The sequence below is a fragment of the Nocardia sp. NPDC059195 genome (assembly GCF_042754695.1).
In the GTDB taxonomy this organism is placed as follows: Bacteria; Actinomycetota; Actinomycetes; order Mycobacteriales; family Mycobacteriaceae; genus Nocardia.
Window position 1 is genome coordinate 83,928 of record NZ_JBHZBG010000023.1, and the last position, 23,097, is coordinate 107,024.

The 23,097-nt window shown below is 67.7% G+C and carries 19 protein-coding genes; 7 read left to right on the forward strand and 12 right to left on the reverse strand.

Annotated features, from left to right (window positions below):
* Positions 1-59 precede the first annotated feature (59 nt).
* Both ACFXKN_RS25145 and ACFXKN_RS25150 read left to right on the forward strand, forming a co-directional pair.
* Complete coding sequence (locus ACFXKN_RS25145; protein ID WP_378940602.1) at positions 60-1,247, forward strand: exonuclease SbcCD subunit D; 1,188 nt, start codon at positions 60-62, stop codon at positions 1,245-1,247.
* 28 nt (positions 1,248-1,275) lie between these two features.
* A complete protein-coding gene (locus tag ACFXKN_RS25150) occupies positions 1,276-4,938 on the forward strand; it encodes an AAA family ATPase (protein ID WP_378940601.1) in 3,663 nt (1,220 codons plus the stop codon).
* A gap of 71 nt (positions 4,939-5,009) precedes the next feature.
* Here the strand turns inward: ACFXKN_RS25150 and ACFXKN_RS25155 are convergent, their stop codons facing one another.
* The 7 genes from ACFXKN_RS25155 to ACFXKN_RS25185 form a co-directional block, all read right to left on the reverse strand.
* Positions 5,010-5,663, reverse strand: coding sequence for a YitT family protein (locus tag ACFXKN_RS25155; RefSeq protein ID WP_378940600.1), 654 nt, complete (start codon positions 5,661-5,663; stop codon positions 5,010-5,012).
* A gap of 79 nt (positions 5,664-5,742) precedes the next feature.
* Positions 5,743-6,255, reverse strand: coding sequence for a methylated-DNA--[protein]-cysteine S-methyltransferase (locus ACFXKN_RS25160; protein ID WP_378940599.1), 513 nt, complete (start codon positions 6,253-6,255; stop codon positions 5,743-5,745).
* A complete protein-coding gene (locus tag ACFXKN_RS25165) occupies positions 6,248-7,867 on the reverse strand; it encodes a DNA-3-methyladenine glycosylase 2 family protein (RefSeq protein WP_379433970.1) in 1,620 nt (539 codons plus the stop codon). The genes ACFXKN_RS25160 and ACFXKN_RS25165 overlap by 8 nt, the downstream gene beginning before the upstream one ends.
* 56 nt (positions 7,868-7,923) lie before the next feature.
* Positions 7,924-8,292: a YbdD/YjiX family protein gene (locus ACFXKN_RS25170; protein WP_379433971.1), complete on the reverse strand. Its 369-nt coding sequence runs from the start codon at positions 8,290-8,292 to the stop codon at positions 7,924-7,926.
* Positions 8,232-10,484 carry a carbon starvation CstA family protein gene (locus tag ACFXKN_RS25175; RefSeq protein ID WP_379433972.1) on the reverse strand — a complete coding sequence of 751 codons (2,253 nt, stop codon included), beginning with the start codon at positions 10,482-10,484 and terminating at the stop codon, positions 8,232-8,234. The genes ACFXKN_RS25170 and ACFXKN_RS25175 overlap by 61 nt, the downstream gene beginning before the upstream one ends.
* A gap of 126 nt (positions 10,485-10,610) precedes the next feature.
* The gene (locus ACFXKN_RS25180; RefSeq protein WP_379433973.1) at positions 10,611-11,021 is read right to left on the reverse strand and encodes a VOC family protein; all 411 of its coding nucleotides are present in this window, start codon (positions 11,019-11,021) and stop codon (positions 10,611-10,613) included.
* Between the two features lie 4 nt (positions 11,022-11,025).
* Positions 11,026-11,868, reverse strand: a complete 843-nt coding sequence (locus ACFXKN_RS25185) for a helix-turn-helix domain-containing protein (RefSeq protein WP_379433974.1) — start codon at positions 11,866-11,868, stop codon at positions 11,026-11,028.
* A gap of 348 nt (positions 11,869-12,216) precedes the next feature.
* On the opposite strand from ACFXKN_RS25185, the gene ACFXKN_RS25190 reads away from it, so the two are divergent.
* The 3 genes from ACFXKN_RS25190 to ACFXKN_RS25200 all read left to right on the forward strand — a co-directional run bounded on the left by ACFXKN_RS25190 (position 12,217) and on the right by ACFXKN_RS25200 (position 15,233).
* Positions 12,217-13,134, forward strand: a complete 918-nt coding sequence (locus tag ACFXKN_RS25190; protein WP_379433975.1) for a zinc-binding alcohol dehydrogenase family protein — start codon at positions 12,217-12,219, stop codon at positions 13,132-13,134.
* A gap of 81 nt (positions 13,135-13,215) precedes the next feature.
* Entirely contained in the window at positions 13,216-14,295 is a 1,080-nt protein-coding gene (ychF, locus tag ACFXKN_RS25195) for a redox-regulated ATPase YchF (RefSeq protein ID WP_379433976.1), read from the forward strand.
* 158 nt (positions 14,296-14,453) lie between these two features.
* Complete coding sequence (locus ACFXKN_RS25200; protein WP_378940592.1) at positions 14,454-15,233, forward strand: hypothetical protein; 780 nt, start codon at positions 14,454-14,456, stop codon at positions 15,231-15,233.
* Between the two features lie 212 nt (positions 15,234-15,445).
* Here ACFXKN_RS25200 and ACFXKN_RS25205 read toward each other — a convergent pair whose 3' ends face one another.
* From ACFXKN_RS25205 to ACFXKN_RS25220, 4 genes are all read right to left on the reverse strand, one after another.
* A complete protein-coding gene (locus tag ACFXKN_RS25205) occupies positions 15,446-16,291 on the reverse strand; it encodes an ABC transporter ATP-binding protein (protein ID WP_378940591.1) in 846 nt (281 codons plus the stop codon).
* Positions 16,292-16,293: 2 nt separating this feature from the next.
* Positions 16,294-18,039, reverse strand: coding sequence for a dipeptide/oligopeptide/nickel ABC transporter permease/ATP-binding protein (locus ACFXKN_RS25210; protein WP_378940590.1), 1,746 nt, complete (start codon positions 18,037-18,039; stop codon positions 16,294-16,296).
* A complete protein-coding gene (locus ACFXKN_RS25215) occupies positions 18,036-19,034 on the reverse strand; it encodes an ABC transporter permease (RefSeq protein ID WP_378940589.1) in 999 nt (332 codons plus the stop codon). Before ACFXKN_RS25215 ends, ACFXKN_RS25210 begins: the two co-directional genes overlap by 4 nt.
* A 63-nt stretch (positions 19,035-19,097) precedes the next feature.
* The gene (locus tag ACFXKN_RS25220; protein ID WP_378940588.1) at positions 19,098-20,810 is read right to left on the reverse strand and encodes an ABC transporter substrate-binding protein; all 1,713 of its coding nucleotides are present in this window, start codon (positions 20,808-20,810) and stop codon (positions 19,098-19,100) included.
* Positions 20,811-21,021: 211 nt separating this feature from the next.
* Between ACFXKN_RS25220 and ACFXKN_RS25225 the strand changes: the two genes are divergently transcribed.
* Together ACFXKN_RS25225 and ACFXKN_RS25230 are read left to right on the forward strand one after the other, a co-directional pair.
* Positions 21,022-21,657, forward strand: coding sequence for a hypothetical protein (locus ACFXKN_RS25225; RefSeq protein WP_378940587.1), 636 nt, complete (start codon positions 21,022-21,024; stop codon positions 21,655-21,657).
* Positions 21,654-22,370: a hypothetical protein gene (locus ACFXKN_RS25230; protein ID WP_378940586.1), complete on the forward strand. Its 717-nt coding sequence runs from the start codon at positions 21,654-21,656 to the stop codon at positions 22,368-22,370. The genes ACFXKN_RS25225 and ACFXKN_RS25230 overlap by 4 nt, the downstream gene beginning before the upstream one ends.
* 17 nt (positions 22,371-22,387) lie before the next feature.
* On the opposite strand, the gene ACFXKN_RS25235 is transcribed toward ACFXKN_RS25230, so the two are convergent.
* Positions 22,388-22,966, reverse strand: a complete 579-nt coding sequence (locus ACFXKN_RS25235; protein ID WP_378940585.1) for a TetR/AcrR family transcriptional regulator — start codon at positions 22,964-22,966, stop codon at positions 22,388-22,390.
* Between the last annotated feature and the right edge of the window lie 131 nt (positions 22,967-23,097).

The window sequence follows — 23,097 nt, forward strand, 5'->3', positions numbered from 1 at the left end:
TTACACGCGTGTGGTGGGTCGATTGAATTCTGTCGGGGGTGTGCCCTACGGTTCGCGACATGCGGATCCTGCACACCTCCGACTGGCACATCGGGCGCACCTTTCACGGTGTCGACCTGCTGGCCGATCAGGCGCGGGTGCTGGCGGCCGTCGCGGAGCTGGTCGCGGCCGAATCGGTCGACGTGGTGGTGGTGCCCGGCGATATCTATGACCGCTCGATCCCCAATGCCGATGCCATCGGGGTCTGCAATCGTGGATTCGAGGCGATCCGGGCAGCGGGGGCGACGATCATCGCCACCTCGGGCAATCACGATTCGCCTGCCCGGCTCGGCGCGGGTGCCAGCTTCGCCGCCGCCGGTGGCTTGCACCTGTGCACGAGAGTCGCCGACGCGCACCGGCCGATCGTGCTCGCCGATGGTGACGGTGCGGTGGCGTTCTACGGCATCCCGTATCTGGAGCCGGAGATCACCCGCGCCGAACTGGGTGTGCCACAGGCGCATTCGCACGCGGAGATCCTCGATGCCGCGATGGCGCGGATTCGTGCCGATATCGCCGCCAGGTCCGGCCCGCGCACGGTGGTGCTCGCGCACGCGTTCGTGATCGGCGGGGAGGCGACGGGTTCGGAACGGTCCATCTCGGTGGGCGGTGTGGAGACGGTGTCGATGTCGGCCTTCGACGGCATCGACTATGTGGCGCTGGGGCACCTGCATTCACCGCAGACGCTGTCGGAGTCGGTGCGCTACAGCGGATCTCCGCTGCCGTATTCGTTCGGTGAGAGTTCCCATCGCAAGGCGGTGTGGATCGTCGACCTCGACGCCGGGGGGCTCGCCGCGGTGCATCGCCACGATCTGCCGCTGGTACGCGGGCTCAGCAGGCTCACCGGCACCATCGAATCCCTGCTCACCGACGCCGAATTCGCCGCGGCCGAAGAGCATTACGTGTCGGCCACGCTCACCGACACCACCCGCCCGGTGGACCCGATGCGTAAGCTGCGCGGGCGGTTCCCGCACGCGGTGCACGTGGAATGGGCGCGCCCGGAAGGTAATCCGGAGCTGCACTACCGCGAGCGGGTGCACGGTCGTCGCGACGCGGAGGTCGCGGCGAGCTTCCTGACCGACGTGCGTGGCACACCGAGCAAGGGGGAGATGGCATGGGTGGAGCGTGCGCTGGCGGCCGCGGTGAGCGAAAACGATTCGTGCCGTGCCGAATCCGGCCACGAGCCGGTCGCGTCGGAGCTGACTGCGTGAGCCTCGTGTTCGCGGCCGGTGGCGTCGCGTGAGGCTGCACCGGCTCGAACTCACCGCGTTCGGCCCGTTCGCCGAGACCACCGTCGTCGATTTCGACGCGCTCGGCGCCGACGGGCTGTTCCTGCTCCACGGGCACACGGGTGCGGGCAAGACGACCATCCTCGACGCTATCGCCTTCGCCCTCTACGGCAAGGTGCCCGGCGCGCGCGGCGAGAGCAAGCGGCTGCACTCCGACCACGCCGATCCGCAGACACCACCGAGCGTCGTGCTGGAGGCCACCCTCGGCGGCCGCCTCCTGCGACTGACCAGGTCGCCCGAATTCGAGCGCCCGAAGAAGAACGGCAGCGGAACCAGGCTCCTGCAACCCCAAGCCACGCTCACCTGGCTCGACGGCAGCGGCGAGAACCTCTCGCGCATCACCGATATCGGTGACGAGGTCCTGCGCCTGCTCGGCATGAGCGCCGACCAGTTCTTCCAGGTGGTGCTGCTCCCGCAGGGCGACTTCGCCAAGTTCCTGCGAGCCGAGAACGAAGACCGCGAGAAACTGCTCGAAAAGCTCTTCGACACCCAGCGGTTCGGCACGGCCGAGCACTGGCTCTCCGATCGCCGCCGCGCCGCCGCGGCCGAGCTGGAATCCCGCAAACAGGGCATCGACCGCCTGATCACCAAGGTCGGCATGGCCGGAGGCTACGGCGGCGCGGAATCGGTCGGCGTCCTCGACGCGGTGACGTGGTCCCAGGAACTGCTGGCGACCGCACGCACCGTACTCGCCGAGGCAACCACGAATGCCGAACTGCGCCACAAGGAATCGGCCGAAGCCCGCACCGAAGCCGAAGAGCAACGCCGCGTCGCCGAGCTGCATAACCGCATGGCCGCGGCCCGCACCGAACTGGCCACCTACACCGCCGCCGCTTCTCGCCGCGCCGAACTCGAACGCGAACTCGACCGGGCCCGCCTGGCTGAACCTGTCGTCCGAGCCATCGACGAAGCGCGCTCCGCGGTCCGCGGCCTGCGCCGCTCGGAAGGCGCCGCTCGCGGCGCCGCAACTGAGTTGGCCGACCGGCTGGGTGCCCCGGCGGCAGCCGATATCGCGGGCGTGGGCCTGCTGACCGTCGTGATGGACGAGCCGATCGGCCCGAACGGCGGCGCCCGAGATGGCGTCGCGGCACCGGATCGTGGCATGCCAGACCAGCTGGCCGGTGCCGACGGACTCGGCACGCGAGCGGGTCGACGGGAACCCGCGTCCGACGGACAACCTCGCCGTGGATCGGATCGTGGTGATGATCTCGAGGCACGCCGCCTGTATTCGGGGTCAGGCACCGTGGATGTCCAAGGTGATCTCGATGCGGCGATCAGCCAGTGGAACGCGCTGCTCGGTGTGCTCGGCGAGGTGCGCGCGGACGCGGTGATCGCCCGCGGGCTCGCCGACGATCTCGCCGCTCACGAGAGCGAATCTGCCCGGCTCACGCGGCGTGCGGTGGAGTTGGCGCAGCGGCGGGTCGAACTGCCGACGGCGATCAGTTCTGTTCAGGAACAGCTCCGTGAGGCCACCGACGCGGCCGCCGCATTGCCCGGGGTTCGTAACGAATTGGCCAAGTGGCAGGACTCGGCGGCGGCCGCTGTCCAGATTGCCCGTCGCCGACCGGCTTTGGACACAGCGCGCAGTGAACACGACACGGCCTGGCGCACTCATCTCGATGCCAGGGAGCGCGTCCTCGACCTGCGCGCCCGCCGCCTCGCGGGCATGGCCGCCGAACTCGCGGGCGCGCTCAGCGAGGGTGCGCCGTGCACCGTCTGTGGGTCCGCTCATCACCCGGAGCCGGCCCAGCCCACCGACGACGCGGTGTCCAAGGACGCCGAGGACGCCGCGCAGGCGGCCGAACAGGTCGCGGAGGCCGCGCGGGATCGCATCGCCGAACGCATCAGCGCGATCGAACGCGAAATCGAGGCGCTGACCGCGCGCGGTGGCGACGCCGACCCCGTCGCCCTCGCCGACGCCGTCCGCACCGCCACCCACCGCTTCGACGACACCGCCGAAACGGCCGAACGTACGCCCGCTCTGACCAGCCGCCTCGAGGCCCTGCGCACCGAGGAAGCCGCCCTCCACGACCAGTCCCGCGACCTCGACGCCCGCCTCGGCACCGTCACCGCCAACATCGCCACCACCCGCACCCGCCTCGACGAACTCACCGCCCGTCTGCGCACCGCCGCCGGCGCCGATAACACCGTCGACGCCCGCACCACCCGCCTCGAATCCCTCATCACCGCCGCCACCACCCTCCGTACCGCCCGCATGGACGAAACCACCGCCCGCGACGCCGTCCACACCATCGCCACCCGCGTGGAAAACCTCGCCCGCACAGCAGGTCTCGTGCCGGCGGGATACGAGGAGAGTGCGCAGCGAGCGGCACACGAATCGACGAGTCGTACCGCAAGTCGAACTGCGGCAGATGATGCCGCTGCCAAGACGGGTGCTGTCGTGAATGCGGGCACCGTCGCCGAGGCCGGTGCTGTCGCCGAGGTGGGCGTCGTCGCCGAGGAGGGTTCTGGCGCGGCCGCAGGCATTGTGTCCGAGACGGGTGTTGTCGTGGAGTCGGGCGTCCAGACGGCCGCCGGCGACGAGCTCGGCACTGACGAGAAGGCGAGTGCGGGCCGCGAAGAAGCGAGGACGGGCCGAGCTCGAGCGATCCGTAGCGAGGCCGAAATGCCGAGCCTTTTCGATCTGTTCGATGAAGATTCCCTCGACGACGAGCCGGTCGATGAGGATTCGGTCCATGAGGTTCCCGCGGTCGAACCAGCACCGCGCCGCGATGACATCGCCCTGCTGACTGCCTACGCCCAGTTCGTCGGTGCCGTGGCGCGAACCGCACGGCAGCAGGCCGAGATCGAAGCCGAACTCACCGCCGCGGACCGGGCTCGCGCACATGCCGAGACGGTGCTGGCCGAACCGCGGATCCAGGCTGTCGCCGAGCAGACGCCTGGCGACCTGAACGTGCTCGAGCAGCGCTTCACCGAAGCGCAGAGTGCGCTCACCGCTGCGGTGGCGGCCCAGTCGGCGGCCACCGAGCGGGTCGCCCAGCTCGAGCAGTTGGGGACGCAGCTGTGGGGTGAGGTCGAGCGGATCACGCCCGAGCAGCGTGTATTCGACGAGTTGGCGGCATTGGCGGAAGTGGTCGCGGGCAGGGGCGAGAACAACAGACGAATGTCGTTGCGCTCCTATGTCCTCGCGGCTCGGCTCGAAGAGGTCGCGGTCGCGGGATCACTGCGTCTACGCCGAATGTCCGGTGGCCGTTACGAATTCGTCCACTCGGACAAGGCGGGCCCACGGGGCCGACGCGGCGGCCTCGGCCTCGACGTCCGCGACGACTACACCGGCGTCGTCCGCTCCGCGAAAACCCTGTCCGGTGGCGAAACCTTCATGGCCTCACTGGCATTGGCGCTCGGCCTCGCCGACGTGGTGGCCGCCGAATCCGGTGGCCTGATCCTGGACACCCTGTTCATCGACGAAGGCTTCGGCAGCCTCGACGCCGACACCCTCGACGCCGTCATGGGCGTCCTCGACGAACTCCGCGCGAACGGCCGCGTGGTCGGCGTCGTCAGTCACGTCGACGAAATGCGCCAGCGTATCCCCACGCGCCTGCACGTCGTGCGCGGTCGCGCAGGCTCGCATCTCGAGGCCACGGTCGCATAGTCACCCGTAGCCGACGACCTGCGCATCGTGACGGCGGCTGTCGATTTCGCCGGTATTCTGCCCGGAACGGCTCAGCAAGGCGCGGTGGGGGCTTGCGGACGTTCCGCGGGTAGCACCGCTTCCTGGCGCGAAATCGGCGCGAAACCGGGGAGTCGGCCGTCGACGAGCGGGATCATCAGCTGGACCAGCGGTCCGATCCCGAAGGCGTAGACCAGGGTGCCGATCCCCACGCTGCCGCCGAGGAACCAACCGGTGGCCAGCACCGTGACCTCGATGCCGGTCCGAACAGACCAGACCGGCCAGCCGGTCCGCGCTACCAGTCCAGTCATCAGTCCATCGCGCGGTCCCGGGCCCATGCCCGCACCGATATAGAGCACCGTCGCCGCGGCGTTCACCACCACCGCGGCGATCATGGCCAGTATCCGCAACCACAGTCCGTCCACGGCCGGGATCAACCACAACCCGGCGTCGACCGCGATCGCGATCACCACCACATTGCTGATGGTCCCGAGTCCCGGACGCTGCCGTAATGGAATCCAGGCGAGCAGCACGGCAATTCCCGTCAGCGCGGTCACCACGCCGAAACTCAAGGGCACATGCGCGGCGACCCCCTGATGGAACACATCCCACGGGTCGAGCCCGAGCCCCGCCCGGATCATCACTGCCATCGATGTGCCGTACAACCACAAACCGATATACAGCGCGAGCAGGCGACGAGTGAGCATGGGTACCAGAATCCGGCCTACTGGACCTGAAGAGAAGAGCCAATCTGAGATAACTGGACTGTTCTGTCCCGGCGCCCGCTCATCCCTCGTGCGCGAGCAACCAGGCCTTGGCCTCCAGCCCCCACCGGAACCCGCCGAGCGCTCCACCGATCCGCAGCACGCGATGGCACGGCACGAACAGCGCGGCGGAGTTGCGCGCGCAGGCGTTGGCCGCGGCCCGCGTGGCCGCTGGACGCCCGGAGAGCCCGGCGAATTCGGTATAGGTAACCGGCTCGCCTGCGGGGACCTTGCGCAGGACTTCCCAGGCATGGACCAGAAATTCGCCCGACTGCTGACGCACGGGAATCGTGTCGATCGCGGTGAGGTCGCCCGCGTGATAGTCGATCACGGCCCGGGTGATGGCACCGAGCGAATCCCGTTGCCGCAGTTCGGTCGGACGCAATGTGGCGTGGATGAGGCCGGTCAGTGTGGCCGCGTCCCCGGTCCAGCCCGAGGCGATCACGGCGCCGTCGTTGTCGGCGATGGTGGTGAACGGGCCGATCGGCGTCGGGACGGTGGCTACATCGGCGCGACGAAGAGCAGTGTCAGTCATGGTGTTTCGCTTCCTGGAGAGCAGGTTCACGGACAAGCGCGCCACGATGTTCGAGCGCGGTCTTCCATAAGTGCATGGACAGATAGGAGCGCCACGGCGCCCAGCGGGTGGTGTTGTCGAGGTCGATCCCCGCCCGCGCGGCGCCTTGCCGGACCACCAGGTCGGTGGCGAGCAGAATGTCGGGATCGGCCAGGGACCGCATGGTGACGTAATCGGCCGTCCACGGCCCGACCCCGTCCAGCGCGAGCAGGTCGCGCCGCAGGTCATCGGCGATGCGACCGGAATGCAGGACCAACTCGCCGTCGGCGATCGCCCGTGCCGCGGACGCGATGGCGGCTACCCTGCGCGCGGGCCCGGTCAACACCTCGGCACCGTGCTCGGCGACCGCCTCGGCAGTCGGAAACAGCCGAGGCACCGGCCCGTCGATCCGCTCACCGAGCGCATCCACCAGCCGTGCGATATGCGTCCCCGCCGCACGCACCGAGATCTGTTGCCCGATCATGGTGCACAGCAACAATTCTGAGCCTTCGAGGCATCCAGGTACCCGGATTCCCGGTGTGAAACCGAGCCCTGCGCTCGTACTCGCCACCGCCGCGGTGCCCGAATATGGTGTGGCATCGCCGGAACCGTTGCCGATGTGACCGGTACTGTCGACGGAGCGGTAACCGAGGTCGCGCTCCGGCCGCCCGATGCCGAGCGCACCATCGATCCCCATCGGATCCGCGTCCAGATCGAGCAGATGCCGCACCCGCGCCACAGTCGGCGCCAGGTCGCGCATATCCCGCAGCGCCAACTCGGCCCGCACATGCCCCGGCTGAAACGACAGCCGAATAGTCGCGTGGCCGTGCGGGGTTCGCAGGCTGCGCGTATAGACGCCGTCCTCCCACAGTTCCATCCCCGGCACCGCGTGCGCCGAGAGGAACCAGCTCAGCCAGCCGGTATCGAGCGGCTCGCGATACGGCAATCGCAAGGTCAGCAGGCCGGGCGTGCCGGGCGCGACCACATCGGCGCGCGGGGATCGGCGCAATTCGGTCCGCATCGTCGTCGGACTCACCGCGAATACCTCGCGCACGGTGTCGTTGAACTGCCGAATGCTGGCGAACCCCGCCGCGAACGCGATATCCGACATCGGCATCTCGGTGGTCTGAATGAGCAGCCGCGCGGTATGCGCGCGATGCGCCCTGGCCAGCGCGAGCGGACCGGCCCCGAGTTCGGTGGTGAGCACCCGGGTGAGCTGACGCTGCGAATAGCCCAGGGTGGCGGCCAGGCCGGGCACCCCACCACGCTCGATCATCCCGTCACCGATCAACCGCATGGCCCGCGCGGCCAGATCGGCCCGCACATTCCACAGCGGTGAACCGGGCGCGGCATCGGGCAGACACCGGCGGCAGGCGCGATAACCGGCCTGCTGCGCGGCCGCCGCGGTGGGCAGGAACGACACATTCACCCGCTTGGGCGTGATCGCCGGGCACGACGGCCGGCAGTAGATGCCGGTCGTGCGCACCGCGGTGAAGAACTGCCCGTCGAAGCGGGAGTCGCGGGTGGAGACCGCCCGGTAGCAGCCCTCGAAGTCCAAAGCAGTGATGGTCACGAGTTCCACAATGGCACCCATCCCGGCGGGGTGCTAGCGGAAATCGGCCACCGATCCTCTAGGTGGCCGAACCCGGGTCAGCAGCAGCGATTGGTCGGATTTCGCTCGGCTTCGGCATAGCGTTCGCGCCAGTAGTCGCGCACGGAGGGCACCGGAGCCCCCGGATGATTGCGGCGCAAATGGTCGACGTAGCGCTCGTAATCCTGGCCGCCGTTGATCGCGCTGTACCAGCGGGCGACCCCCCGAGCCGCCGCCAAGGCCCGCCGGAACAGCCCTCGCGGGGTACCGACGGGACCGGCGGTGCCGAGTGGGCCGATCACAGCCACCGGAGCGCGGACGGCCGATCCACTGAACCGGCCGTCCGCGTCCCTGACCACACTCACGCTCAAGAGACGTGCGCCGATCCCGGCGCGCTCACCTTGCCCTCGGCGATCAGCACATCCCATTCCTTCTGCACGTCCTTCTCCGCGGAAGTCGCGATAAAACCGCTGGGGGAGAAGAGCTTCGACGGCTGCTCCTCGGATTCGGTGCTGGACACCGTGCCCGTACGGATCGCCTTCACGCACACCATCACACCGACGGCGGTGACGATCAGGACCAGCACCGCGAACACGATCGAGAGCGTGCCCTGGATGAAGGTATTGCGGATCGCGATGTCGACCTGCTCCGGTGTCTTCGCCGTCAGGCAGGCCTTGCCGGCGTCCTTGGCGGCCTGGCACATGCTGTGCTGCTTCCAGAAACCGAGTTTGGGATCGGCGGAGAAGATCTTCTGCCAGGACGCGGTCATTGTGACCAGCAGATCCCACGCCAGCGGAATGCCGGGAATCCACGCCCACTTCCACTGTCCGCGCTTGACGATGATCGTCAGCACCACGGTCAGCGCGATCGCGGCGAGCAGCTGGTTGGCGATGCCGAACAGCGGATACAGCGCGTTGATACCACCGAACGGATCGTTGACGCCCATCAGCAGCACCCCGCCCCAGCCCGCGACCACGATCAGTGAGCACAGCCAGGCGCCGATCCGCCATGACGGATCACGGAACTTCTTGAACCCGCCGCCGAAGTTGCCCAGCGCGTCCGAGACCAGGAATCGCGCGACCCGAGTGCCCGCGTCGATCGTGGTGAGGATGAACAGCGCCTCGAACATGATCGCGAAGTGGTACCAGAACGCCTTCATCGACGAGCCGCCGAGGAATTCGGAGAAGACCTCGGAGATGCCGACCGCCAGGGTCGGGGCGCCACCGGTGCGCGAGACGATCGAATTCTCGCCCACATCGGCGGCCGCGGTGGAGAACAATTCCGGCGTCGCGGCCGGGCCGGACAGGCCGAGCGTGTTCGTGAACTTGGCAGCGCCTTCCGCCGTGCCACCGGTGAGTCCGGCCGAGGCGTTCATGCCGAAGTACAGGTGCTGGTCGATGATCGAGGCGGTGATGATCGCCATCACCGCGACGAACGACTCCATCAGCATGCCGCCGTAGCCGATCATCCTGGCATTGGATTCCTTGGCCAGCAGTTTCGGCGTTGTGCCCGAGGAGACCAGTGCGTGGAAACCCGAGAGCGCACCGCAGGCGATGGTGATGAAGAGGAACGGGAACAGACTGCCCGCGAACGCGGGACCGGCACCGGTGTGGGCGAATTCGGAGACGGCGGGTGCCTTCAGCACCGGCATCGTGATCAGGATGCCGACCGCGAGCAGCACGATCGTGCCGACCTTCATGAACGTCGACAGGTAGTCGCGCGGGGCGAGCAGCAGCCACACCGGCAGCACCGAGGCGATGAAGCCGTAGGCGATCAGGCACCACGCGATGGTGGTCCGGGAGAGCGTGAACCAGTCCGCGCCCCACTCGGTTTCGGATACCCAGCCGCCGCCGATGATCGCGGCCAGCAACAGCACGATGCCGATCGCGGAGACCTCGCCGACCGCACCCGGTCGCAGATACCGCAGGTAGACACCCATGAACAGCGCGATCGGGATGGTCATCGCGATGGAGAACACGCCCCAGGGGCTCTCGCCGAGCGCGTTCACCACGACCAGCGCGAGCACCGCGAGCAGGATCGCCATGATCACCAGAATCGCCACGATCGCCGCGACACCGCCGACCACGCCGAGCTCGTCACGCGCCATCTGGCCGAGGCTGCGCCCGCGTCGACGGGTCGAGGCCCACAGCACCAGGTAGTCCTGCACCGCACCGGCGAACACCACGCCGACGATGATCCAGATGGTGCCGGGCAGATAACCCATCTGCGCGGCCAGCACCGGACCGACCAGCGGGCCGGCGCCCGCGATGGCGGCGAAGTGGTGCCCGTAGAGCACCCGCCGGTCCATCGGCATGAAATCTTTGCCGTTGTCATAGATTTCGGCGGGCGTGGCCACGTCGTCGCGTGGCTTGGTGATCTTCCACTCGATGAACCGCGCGTAGAAGCGGTAGGCGATGATGTAGGTACAGACCGCCGCGATCACGATCCACACCGCGTTCACGGACTCGCCGCGCACGAACGCGATGATCGTCCACGCGACGGCGCCGAGTACGGCGATCCCCGCGAACACAGCCTTCTTCGCGGGCGTGATCGGTGTGCGATCGACGACACCGACCGGAGGCAAGTCCGGATCGGTCCGCAGATATTCGATGGTCGCCATTGACTCAACTCTCCTGTATAACGCGCAGAGCCTCGGGTGAAGCAATCGACAACGTAGCCGATCGCCGAACTGCGACGGAGAGGTTCGCACACGATCGTGCGCAGAATGAAAGTTTTGTTCAGATGGTCATTCGCCCCGGTACGTCCCGAAGCTCCAGAGGTTTCCTTCCGGGTCGGCGGCGCTGAAGCCGCGGGAGCCGTAGTCCTCGTCGCGCAGGTCGCGGATGATCGTCGCGCCCGCGGCCTTCGCTCGGTCGCGGAGCGCGTCGGGCTGGTCGGTGACCAGGTAGAGGTTGGCGACGCCCGGCGGGCGGGTGCCGAAGGGGGAGTCGTCGCGGCCGGTGGAGCCGAACATGATGCCGCCGCCGCCCGGCCAGCGCAGTTCGCCGTGTTCGACGATGGAATCGTCGTCTTCCCTGGCGTAGACCGCGGTTGCTTCGAAACCGAAGGCGGTGGTGAGGAATCCGATCATGGCGCGGGCATCGTCGAAGGCGAGGCAGGGCCAGACGCTGGTGTGGGTATCTGTTGAAGTGTCCATGTGTTCAGCCTCGCGCTTCGAGGGCATTCGGGTCTTGGACGGATGGAATCTCCTCGGCGAGCCAGGCGGTGGGAGCGATGCCTGCCAGTTCGGCGAAGTCGCGGTTCAGGTGGGCCTGGTCGTAGTAGCCGCAGGCGGTCGCGATCTGGGCGATGGAGATATAGGAGGGGGTGCTGCTCAGCATGCGCCTTGCCCGCTCGAACCGGATGATCCGCGCGGCCAGTTTCGGGCTCGCGCCGAATTCGGCGGTGAACTTGCGGGTCAGGTGCTGGCGGGTCCAGCCGATCCGATCGGCGAGTGGGTTGATCGAGCAGGTGCCGCCGGTGCCGACGAGAGCGCGCCACGCCCAGGTGAGTTCGGGTCCGGCGACGGACTCGGTGCGCGCCGCCGCGGTGAGCGCGCGATCGCACGCGGCGAATCGGTGGGGCCAATCCTGGTGCGATTGAACAGCATCGGCGAGTTGATCGCCGAGAGTTCTTTGCGCTTGGGCACATTCGATCGAGATATCCCACAGCTCGCTCGCCGGCATGCCGAACAGCACCCGGCAACCCAGCGGGGTCAGCTCGATCGCCACACCTTCTTGAAAACCGGTGTGCGCGATCATCGCTGGGCTCGCCTGTAGGCCGCTCAGCACGCAGCGGTAGCTGCCGGGGGCTTGGTGCGGGTCGGTCTGCTCGACGACATCGATCGGCGGGCCGACGGCGACGATGAAGGTCATGTGCCGTGATGGGAGGCCGCGGTGCAAGCCGGGCTCGAAACCCGCGAGTCGATAGCCCACGTACCGGTCGATGAACGCGGCCAGCACCGGCGCGGGGGCTGCGGTCACCACCTCGGTGGTCGCCTCCATGCGCGCCACGTTACGCCGACAATGCTGGTGGCGACCAGGTCATCCGTTCGGGTAGCGCGGGCGGACTCCCTCGCCGCCGCGCCGGAACTCGACCAGCCGGGAGCCGGAACGCCGCAGTCGGTCACCGAACATCGTTCGCCGCGCCGACACGCGCTTGCCGACCCATTCGTCCGCGGTGTGGCGTTACCCACGCGTCCCCGACCTCCAGGCGGGGTATCCAGCATCGGAAGGTCCCCTCTCCGTAACGCGGCGGACGCGGTGAGATTTCGCACTCCTAGGTGCACGGTCTGTGGAAACGCGAGGTCAGCCGGTTAATCTTGCGCTTCGCTCAATTACGTAGGAGGTGTCATGCGACGGGTTCAGTACGAGCGCGGCAGTGGTTCGGAGGCGCTCGAAGTCGTCGCGGCCGAGGTGCCGGTGCCCGGTGCAGGCGAGCTGCTGGTGCGGGTCGAGGCGATCGGGGTCACCTTGTCGGCGATTCGGCGGATCAGTGGCGAAGCAGAGCAAGTGCGTGCGGAGGTGGCCGGTGAGGTCGTCGCGGTCGGTGACGGGGTCGACGGCTACAGCGCCGGATACCGCGTGGTCGGCCTGTGTACCGCTGACGCCTACGCCGAGTACGTCATCCTCGCGATAGACCAGGTTTCGGCCATCCCGGACGGCGCCTCGGCGGTCGACGCCGTGGCGCTGATGCGCAGCGGGCTCGTCGCCCTCGGCGCGCTCGACACCGCCACCCCGCGCGAGGGCGAAACCGCGCTGGTCACCGCCGCTGCCGGTGGTGTCGGCCATCTCGCCGTGCAGTTGGCCAAGGTGCGAGGGGCGAGCTGGGTCGTCGGCGCGGTGTCCGACGAGTCGAAGATCGATTTCGTGCGCGAACTCGGCGCCGACGAGGTGTTCACCTACGACCAGCTGCACTGCGGCAAGCAGGCTGACTACGCCCTCGACGGCGTCGGCGGCACCGGCCTCGGCGGTGCCATCGCCGGTCTCGCTGAAGGCGGGCGCGCGGTCACCTACGGCACCGGTGGCGGCCTCATCGACACCGAAGACCTCCTCGCGGGCGGCAAATCCCTCACCGGTTTCCGGATCGGCCGTCTCGCCCAGCGCGACCCGGCTCGCTACGAGGACCTGCGCCAGGAGGTCTGGCAGTACTACGCCTCCGGTCTGCTGCACCCGGTCGTGCACGCCGAGTTCGCGCTCGACGACGCGGTCGCCGCACACGCGGTGATCGAGCAGCGCGCCAACCTGGGCAAGGTCGTCCTCGTTCCCTGATCGCCGCTGGAACCCGCCCCGGCCGACGGGGCGGGTTCCGGTGGTTCGGGCGCGGTCGCGGACCCGTAGACTCTGGTCCTTGTGAGCCTCACCCTCGGAATCGTCGGCCTGCCCAACGTCGGAAAGTCGACGCTGTTCAACGCGCTGACCAAGAACGACGTGCTGGCCGCGAACTACCCGTTCGCGACCATCGAGCCCAACGTCGGCGTGGTCCCGCTGCCCGACCCGCGGCTGAACAAGCTCGCCGAGATCTTCGGTTCCGAGAAGATCGTGCCCGCCGTGGTGTCGTTCGTCGACATCGCGGGCATCGTGAAGGGCGCCTCCGAAGGCGCGGGCCTGGGCAACAAGTTTCTCGCCAACATCCGTGAGGCCGACGCGATCTGCCAGGTCGTGCGCGTGTTCGCCGACGACGACGTGATCCACGTCGACGGCCGGGTCGACGCCGCCGCCGACATCGAGGTCATCGAAACCGAGCTCATCCTCGCCGACCTGCAGACCCTCGAGAAGGCCATCCCGCGCCTGGAGAAGGAAGCCAGGGTCAAGAAGGACCGCAAGCCCCTGCTCGACGCGGCCAAGACCGCCGAAGGGTTCCTCAACGAGGGCACCACCCTGTTCGCCGCGGGGAAGAAGATCGACGCCGAACTGCTCCGTGAGCTCTCCCTGCTCACCATCAAGCCGTTCCTCTACGTCTTCAACGCCGACGAATCCGTCCTCACCGACGAGGCCAAGCTCGCCGAACTGCGCGCGACCGTCGCCCCCGCCGACGCCGTCTTCCTCGACGCCAAGGTGGAAGCCGAACTCCTCGAGCTCGACGACGAATCCGCCCTGGAACTCCTCGAGTCCATCGGCCAGACCGAACCGGGCCTGCACGCCCTCGCCCGCGCCGGCTTCCACACCCTCGGCCTGCAGACCTACCTCACCGCAGGCCCCAAGGAATCCCGAGCCTGGACCATCCACCAGGGCGACACCGCCCCCAAGGCCGCGGGCGTCATCCACACCGACTTCGAACGCGGCTTCATCAAGGTAGAACTCGTCGCTTTCGACGATTTGGTCGAAGCGGGTTCCATGGCGGCGGCCAAGGCGGCGGGCAAGGTCCGCATGGAAGGCAAGGAATACGTCATGCACGACGGCGACGTCTGCGACTTCCGCTTCAACGTGTAATCCGTTGCGCCTGAGGCCAATTGAAGGAGCCCCAGGCGCATGAATTGCTTCAGAGGCGACACTGGGGCGTTCTTGAACAGGATAGCATCTTCGGATGCCCGGGGACTATTGCGCGACCGATGTGTGGGACCTGCTCGGTCCGTACACGTCTGCGTCCGATGAACCGCGAGTCACGACATCAGATCGTTGCCGGCCTCAGCTTCGGATTCTGGTCAGGTCTGCTGGGGCGGAAGTACGAGCAACTGTGGCGTGACTGCCTCCACCGCGCGTTCCCGAACTCAACCGGCCAGCGAAAGCAACTGGCGGTCGCTGTCGAGGGCGTGCGGAAGTTTCGCAATCGGCTCGCTCATCACGACAGCTTGCTGAACGTCGACGTTCCGTTCGAGATTCGGCGAGTCCTCGAGGTCGCAGGTTTCATCGATACATCGGCCGCCAAGTGGTTGCAGCAAGTGAGCGCAGCGATGGACCAGTACGCGCAGCGTCCGATAGCCGTTGCCGACACCGCTGTCGTCGCCGCGAAAGATGCATGGCCCCTTTATCGGCGGAGCTATGCATACGTGTGCCAACCCAGCCGTTTCTTTCGGCCGGTGGACCGTATCGCGTTCTACGTCGACTCCCACATTCAGATCGACATTCCTCGCATCCAGCATCGTCGCGACAATATCGATTGGTCTCCGACGTCGGCGGATCGGTTGCGGGCATCAGCCGACCCTGTGGACCGAAAGATCGCTCGTGTGATCGACGAGTCTCGTTCGGACGGATGGACTGGCGGCGCGTACCAGGTCTTTCTACTGACGCGCGTAGGTGACCCCGTGCACCGGCAGCTCGTTGATCCATTGCCGCACAGGGGTGTTGGCCGCGGATCCGCATTCACCCAGCGACAGCGGTATGTGTCTCTGCACGCTCTCGAGACATCGGCCAGCACCGCCGACCTTTGACCGATGCGCTCGTTGCGATCAGCCGACGGTGATTATTACCGCGACGGTATCTCTAGCAACGCGGGTTGCCAGAGGGATTGCACGCCCCAATCGCGGGCTCGTGGGTAGAGGTTGTTCGGCTTCGGCATTCGTGCGACTTCCGCTTCAACGTGTAATCCGTTGCGCCTGAGGTGATCTTGGCGGCACCATGCTCTGCGGCAACTCGGTTCGTGTCATGCGGATCTGACGCGGCGCGACCCGCGTAGGGCCGCGGTCAGGAGGCGTTCGGTTGTCGCGTGTTGTGGGTTGTGGAGTACCTGTGCGGTGGGGCCCTGCTCGATGACCGCGCCGTCGGCCATGACGACGACACGGTCGCAGGTGTGGGCGGCGAGGGCGAGGTCGTGGGTGATGTGCAGGATCGCTGTGCCGTTGTCGCGGGCGAGATCGCCCATGAGCTGGGATACCTCGGCGCGCAGGGTGGCGTCGAGCATGCCTGTCGGTTCGTCTGCCAGGATCACCGCGGGTCGCGTCACGATCGCCCGTGAGAAGGCGACGCGTTGGCGTTCGCCACCCGAGAGTTCGTGGGGAAGTCGATGCGCGTAGCGCGCGGGGTCGAGGCCGACAGCCAGAAGTGCTGACCGGCCGGCCTCTTCCCGTTCCGTCGCACCGCCTATGCGGTGGATGACGAGGGGCTCGGCGACGATATCGATGACCCGGCGGTGCGGCGGCAGGGACGCGTACGGATCCTGCATCACGAGGTGCACGGCGCGGCGGGCCGCGCGGCGGACTGACGCGGATGCCGCGAGTAGGTCGACGAGTTCGCCGCCCTCGGCGCAGACATCGAGCAGGATGGACCCTGCCGACGGGACGACAAGTCCGGCAATCGCTTTCGCGACGGTCGACTTGCCCGCTCCCGAGCCCCCGACGAGGGCCACCGTCTCGCCGGGGTGAAGGTCGAGGTGCACATCGCGCACGGTGACGGTATTGCCGTACCGCACGGTCAGCCCGGCGACCCGGAGTACCGGCTCGCGTCCGGCGAGATCCTCGGACTCCGCGGCCGCAATCGCTACGGTCTCCATCGTCACAAGGCCCTCTCGAACTCGGTCATGTCGGGCATCGAGCCCATCAGGTCGCGGGTGTACGGATGCTGCGGATCGGTCAGTACCGCGACCGCGTCGCCCTGTTCGACGACGGCACCCGCTCGCATGACGGCGACGAGATCGGCGGTTTGCGCCACGATGGGCAGGTCGTGGGTGACGATCACCATGGTCAACGACAGTCGGGTGCGGAGGTCGTCCATGAGGTCGAGAATCTCTTGCTGCACCAGCACATCGAGGCCGCTTGTCGGCTCGTCGGCGACCAGCAACTCGGGTTCGTTCGCCAGTGCGATCGCGATGACGACGCGCTGACGTTGGCCGCCCGAAAGTTCGTGCGGGAACGCGCGATATCTCTCCTCGGGCAGGCCGACCATCCGCAGCAATTCGCGGGCGCGCTCCTTCGCTCGATCGCGCGACGCGTCGCTGTGGATGAGGATCGCCTCGCGGATCTGGTCGCCGATGCGGTGCACGGGGTTCAGCGCGGACTGCGCCTCCTGTGGCACGAGACCGATGCGCGCGCCGAGCAGGGCGCGACGTTCGCTGTCATCGAGAGCGAGTAGGTCGATGCCGCCGAGCAGGATGCGGCCCGAGACGATCCGGGCCGCCGGTGGCATGAGGCCGACAATCGCCGCTGCGACCGTCGATTTGCCCGACCCCGATTCGCCGACGAGGCCGAGCACCTGACCACGCGGGATCGTCAGATCGACGTCGGTGCAGCCGCCTGCCGCGCTCTCGCCGTAGCGCACGGTGAGACCTTCGATGCGAAGCAATGGGGCGTCGAGATCGGGTGCGGTGGAAGCGTCCGCCTCGGCAGGGCGTGGCTTCGCGGGCCGCCCGGCCAGGAGTGCCCAACCCCTTCGGAGTGTCCGACCAGCTCCAGGCGTCCGTCCGGTTCGGACCGTCCGCCCGACCGCGGTGCGCTCCATAGCATCACCGGCGAGCGCGAATCCCAGCACGGTCAGCCCGATCAGCAGCCCCGGCGGCACCACCCACCACAACCACGCGTCGGTGAGGAACGCACTGCGGTCATTCGCGACATTCAGCATCATTCCCCAGCTCATCGCGGTGATATCGCCGAGCCCGAGGAACCCCAGCGTCGCCTCCAACAGCACCGCGCTCTTGACCGCGAGCACGAGTTGCGGCGCGACGAGCGTGCCCATGGCGGGAACGATGTGCCGGGTGAGGACGTAGCCATCGCGCGCGCCCATGGCGCGCAACGCGTGAATATGGTCGCGCTCACGCACGCTCAGCACCTGTGCGCGCAGTTCGCGTGCCATCGGAGCCCAGAGCGCGATCGAGATGACGAAGATCTGCGTGCCGATCCCGGGCCCGGCCAACACACCGATCACCAGGGTGAGCGGTACGACGGGCATCGACAGCACGACATCGACCATGCGCATCAGCACGGTATCGACGGTCCCGCGCAGGTAACCCGACGTAATGCCGATGAGCATGCCGATCAGGGTCGCCACGATCGCGGCGATGATGCCCACGAGCAGCGAGGGGCGCGCGCCGAAGATGAGGGTACTGAGGAGGTCGTGCCCGACATCGTCGGCACCGAGCGGATGCGAGAGCGATGGCGCCGCGAACGGCCGCGTGACACGCTCGTCGGGATCGTATGGCGCGAACCATGGGGCGAAGATCGCGACGACGCACAGCGTGAGCACGATGCTGATACCGAGGCGACTCGTCACCGACAGGGATCGCCAACCGGCCAGAAAGCGCGTCATGCGGCAACCACCTGTCGGGCGTGCCGCACGCGCGGATCGAGTAGCGGGTAGAGCAGATCGGCGAGGATATTCGCCAGGATCACGCCGACCGTGGCGAGCAGGAACGCGCCCTGTAGCAGCGGATAGTCGCGCGCGCTGACCGCGTCGGCGATGACCTTCCCGAGCCCGGGGTAGGAGAACACGGTCTCGACCACGACGGCACCGGAGACGAGAGCCCCGGCCGCCATCGCGGCATTGGTCGCGATGGGCAGCAGTGTGGTGCGCAGCGCGTGCCGGGTGGCGACGCGACGTTCGGGGAGACCTTTGGCGCGGGCGAGGCGGATGAAGGGTTCGCCGAGCACAGAGGTCATCGATGCTCGGGCGAGCATGTAGTAGGTGCCGATCGTGGTGATCATCATCGTCAACAGCGGCATGATGATTCGGCGGCCGGATTCGGCCAACCAGGCGAACGTCCCGTCGGGCAGTTGCGCCGACGCGTACGACGGCAGCCAACCGAGTTGTGCGGAGAACACCGCGATCAGCAGCATGCCGACCCAGAATCCCGGCATCGAGTCGACGGTCAGCACGCCGACGAGCATGCCCTTGTCCTGCCCGGGACGACCGGCCTCGCGCCGCCACGCCGACCACGCCCCGAGCAGGGTTCCTACCAGGACGGCACCGACGAGGCCGAGCACGACCAGCGTCAGTGACCACGGCAGCCGTTCCATGAGGATGTCGGTCACGGGCCGGTTGTGGCCGGTGGAGAGGCCGAGGTCGCCGTGCAGCAGGTCGGTCCAGAACCGCCGATACTGTACGAGGACAGGATCGTTCAATCCGTACAGTTCGCCGAGTTCGGCGAGTTCCTCGGGGGAGGGGTCACCCTCTCCGGTGAACATGACCAGCGCGGGGTCGCCCGGTGCCAGCCGCGGTAGTGCGAAGTTGAGGGTGACAGCCACCCACAGCACCACGGCGTACTGGCCGAGCCGCGAGGGCCACGATCTGTCCGGCCTCTTCATCTACGGTGTCCTCTCGATGAGCGCAGGCCACCAGCCGTGGTGACGGCCGGTGGCCTGAGGTCGTCAGTGCCCGTGCTCTTTCGAGGCCGGTGGTGCGGTGACCGCGGTGGCCGGTGCGGTGCCGGTGAGCTCGACGATCGCCTTGACCGTGCTCGAGTGCGCGGCGGTCACGACGTCTGCCGGGAGGAACGACCACTTGTGGACGATGCCGTAGCCGGGGCTCTCGATCCAGCCGCCGTAGGTGTGCGAGACGGCCCAATGCTCTTCCGGGTAGAACAGCGGCACGGTCGTCGGTGCCGCGTTGTGGATCGTCTGCAAATCCTGCATCACGGCGATGCGGTTCTCATGGGTGGTTTGTGCCAGCCACTGGGTGTACTTCTGGTCCCACTCGGGCCATGCGGCGTTCGTTGCCCAGAGGTACCCGGAGCGGTGCGACATGATGAACTGGTCGGGGTCGGCGACACCGTGCGCGCCGATCGAGCTCACGGCGAGGTCGTAGGTCTTCGCGGTGGAGCGTGCCGCGAGCGCCGCGGCGTCCATCCCCTCCAGCTGGACTTCGATGCCAACCTTGCCGAGGTCCTCGGCGGCCAGTTCCGCGGCCCGAACATCTTGCGGCAGAGCCGAATTCACCAACATGGTGAGGGTGAGCGGTGTGCCGTCGATCTCACGCACGCCGTTGTTATCGGTGTCGCGGTAGCCGAGCTTGTCGAGCGCGCTGACACTCGCGTTCCGGTCGGTCGGCGTGGAGTTCTTCGCGTTCGCGAACGGGGCGTCGGGGTGCGGGTAGCCCTGGGTAGCAGCGCGTCCCTGGCCGAGTGCGACGACGTCGAGCATCTGCTCTTTGTCGATGGCGTCGGAGAGCGCGCGACGGAACTCCGGCTGATTCAGCGGCGCCTTGCCGAAGTTCATTTTGATCTCGGGGAAGCTCAGTGCCTGTGTCGTGATCGAGTCGAGGCTCTTCGACTGCTCGAACTGCGCGACGAGTTCGGGGCTGACCGTGCGGGTGGTGGCATCGATCTCGCCCGACTGCAAGGCGGTGAACGTCGCCGACTGGTCGGTGATGACCGGCATGGTGAGGGTATCGACCGTGGGTTTTCCGGCGAAGTAGTTCTTGTTCGCGCTGAAGGTGTATCCCGAGGTGGGGCTGTAGGCCGTCAGCTGGTACGGCCCGGTTCCGATCGGCAGCGTCTGCACGGTTTTCGCCTTGGTCGGGTCGACCCCGGCCCAGATGTGTTCGGCGACGATCGGCAGATCCGCGAGGGTGACGCGGGCGAGCGACGGGCAGGCGTCACGGCATTCGAAACGCACTGTGTCAGCGTCGATCTGGGCCACGCGATCGACGTACGGGGTGTCGTTGACGTGGTGTGTGTAGCGGCCGGTAGGCGCCTTGTGCATGTACTCGAAGGAGAACACGACGTCGGCCGGTGTGAACTTCTCACCGTCCTGCCAGGTGACGTCGGTGCGCAGATCGGCTTCCCAGGTGGTCGGGTCGATGTGCCGAACCTGGGTGGCGAGCCACGGCTGCGGGTCGTCGACGTAGGGCGACGGCGCCAGCAGCTTGTCGTAGACGAGTTCGATGAGCTGATCGCTCGCCCCCGCGAACAGGTTGATGGGCCCGGAGTCCTTGTCCAGCGCGATGGTGAGTTCGCTTGCGGTGTCGGGTCCGCTCGGGCCGGCGCTCGCGTCGCTGGAATCTGCGCTACAGGCGCTCAGGGCGACAGCCAGGGCGATCGCCGCGCTGACGGTCGGCAAGGCGCGGTTCGGACGGTTGGTCATGGAGCCTCTATTCGGGAGTCAAGACGTGGCGCGGGAGGCTGGAGAGCTTCGGACGCCCCGGGTGGAGCATAGGATAGCCTCACCTAATATGAAGGGGAAATCGGGTACACATCTCCGATTTCAGCGCTGTGAGGTCGCCGAGTGGACCGCTCTGGTCTTAGGTTAGCCTCACCATAATTATTCCGTTTCCGCCTCCGGTCAAGGAGTCTCGATGCCGCCGATCCTGCAACTCGTCCAACGTCCCGCACGGGCGGAGGACACGCCTCGCGTCGCCGTCCGCGACGTGTACGACCTCGACGGGATCGACCTCGACGCCTTCGCGGGTATCGCGGTCAGCGGTGCCTGCGATCAGCGCTTCCTCGCCGCACGGGCCGATCGGCTGTCGGCCTGGGTGCGCGCGGGCGGGCGCATCCTCGTCAACGGACACCCGATGGAGCGGTTCATCGATGGCATGCCGAAGCATCGCAAGCTCGACTTCCACACGACGCGCGACCTGTGGCTCACCGAGACGGGATCGCATCCGATCTGGGATGGCGTCGACCGCCGCGACGTGCTCTTCAACACCGGCGTGCCCGGAACGCACTCGTTCGCCGATCTCGAGCGCATCGGCGTAGCGGGGTTCTATTCGCACGCCTATCTCGTCGATCTGCCTGCGGACACCGTCGTGATCACCGGGATCGGTCCGGGTCGCCTCCCGGTGGACGTGGCCTACCCGCTCGGAGCAGGCGAGGTGATCCTGCATCTCGGCAACGACATGGCGGCGTTCACCCGTCCAGGCACTTCCGCCGCCGAGGTGGGCGAGCGCACGCTCGCCCACCTCGAGGGCGCGCTGGCGGTGGCACGATGACCCGCGTCGCCTTCGTCCACACCGGTAGCTTCTTCCACCTCTCGGATCTGCGCGATCCGGCCGTCCGCGCGATGGATCTGACCGACGTGTACGCACCCGATCTGCGGCCGGGCGGACTCGACGGATTCGACGCCGTCTATGTCGCGGCCAGGCTGCACCCGGGTGTGCTCGCGCGCATCGCACCGATTCTCGTCGGCTTCCTCGACACACCCGGCGCGCGGATGTACATCGACGGCGAGAACACCGTCGGCGACTGGCTGCCCGGCACCACCGAGACGCTGCGCGGCACGAACTTCTGGGCATGGCGGATCGGCGAGGACGTCGGACGGCGCTCGGTCAATCGGGAGCACCCGTTCTGGGACGGCCTCGCCGACGATGCGGTGCACTGGCACTATCACGGCGTGCTCACCCACCCCGAGACCGCCGTGCCACTGGTTCGGCTCGAGGAACTGGACCAGGGGAAAACGGCACCCGACGATCCCTGGGGCAACGCGTACCGGGCCATTCCCGGACACAGCAACACCCTGATGTACTACGACGCGGGCACGTTCCCCGCGGAGGTCGTTGTCAGCACGATGGACGCGTCCTTCCACCACGGCTCGGGTTTCATGCCGGGCGCCACGCAGCTGATGTACCGGATGATGCACTGGCTGCGCGGCGCGCGCCAGCGACGTGGCGGAGCCAGTGCACGCGAGGAGCTGATCGTGCCGTAGCCGGAGCCCCGCCACCTCTAGGAGTCGCCTCGTTTGGTGGGGAGTTCGAGTTCGATTGCGCCGGTGAGGAGTTCGCGGGCGCGGTCGAGGTCGAGGGAGCCGCTGTGCCAGCGTTCGCTGAGGCCTTCGACCAGGGTCGTGAGGCGTTCGGCGCTGGCGGTGGGGTCGACGGTGGCGGCTACAGTGCCGGAGTCCGTGGCCTGGCGGATCAGGGTTTCGACGTCGGAATTCCAGGCTTCGGTGGTGGTGCGCAGGGGGGCGCGGAGGTCGGGGTCGAAGGCGGCGCTCGCGCGTAGTTCGCCCCAGGCGATGCTGATTTCGCGGACTTCGGGGGCGTCCTGGAGTTCTTGCAGGAGCATCTGTTCGACGCGGGCGCGGGGGTCGGTGGCGGTCGAGTCGGTGTAGGACTGGGCGCGGTGGTTGATGTGTTCCAGGGCAGCGCGCAGGACGCCGGCGCGGTCCTTGAAGTGGTAGTAGATCAGCGCCGTTGACACTTCGGCCGCGGCAGCGAGCTTTTCGATCCGCAGTCCGCGCACGCCGTCCTGAGCGATGACGCGGACGGCGGCTTCCAGGATCTGGGTTCGACGTTCCGACACGATTCCTCACAGTAGGGCCGGGGGGGGGGGGGCGGCGCCCCCCGCGCCGGGCCCCGCGACCGGGTCCTGCTGGGGGGTGGGGTGGAGTGGAACGCCCCCCCCCCCCAAGGACGCGAAAAAAGAAGTAAAAA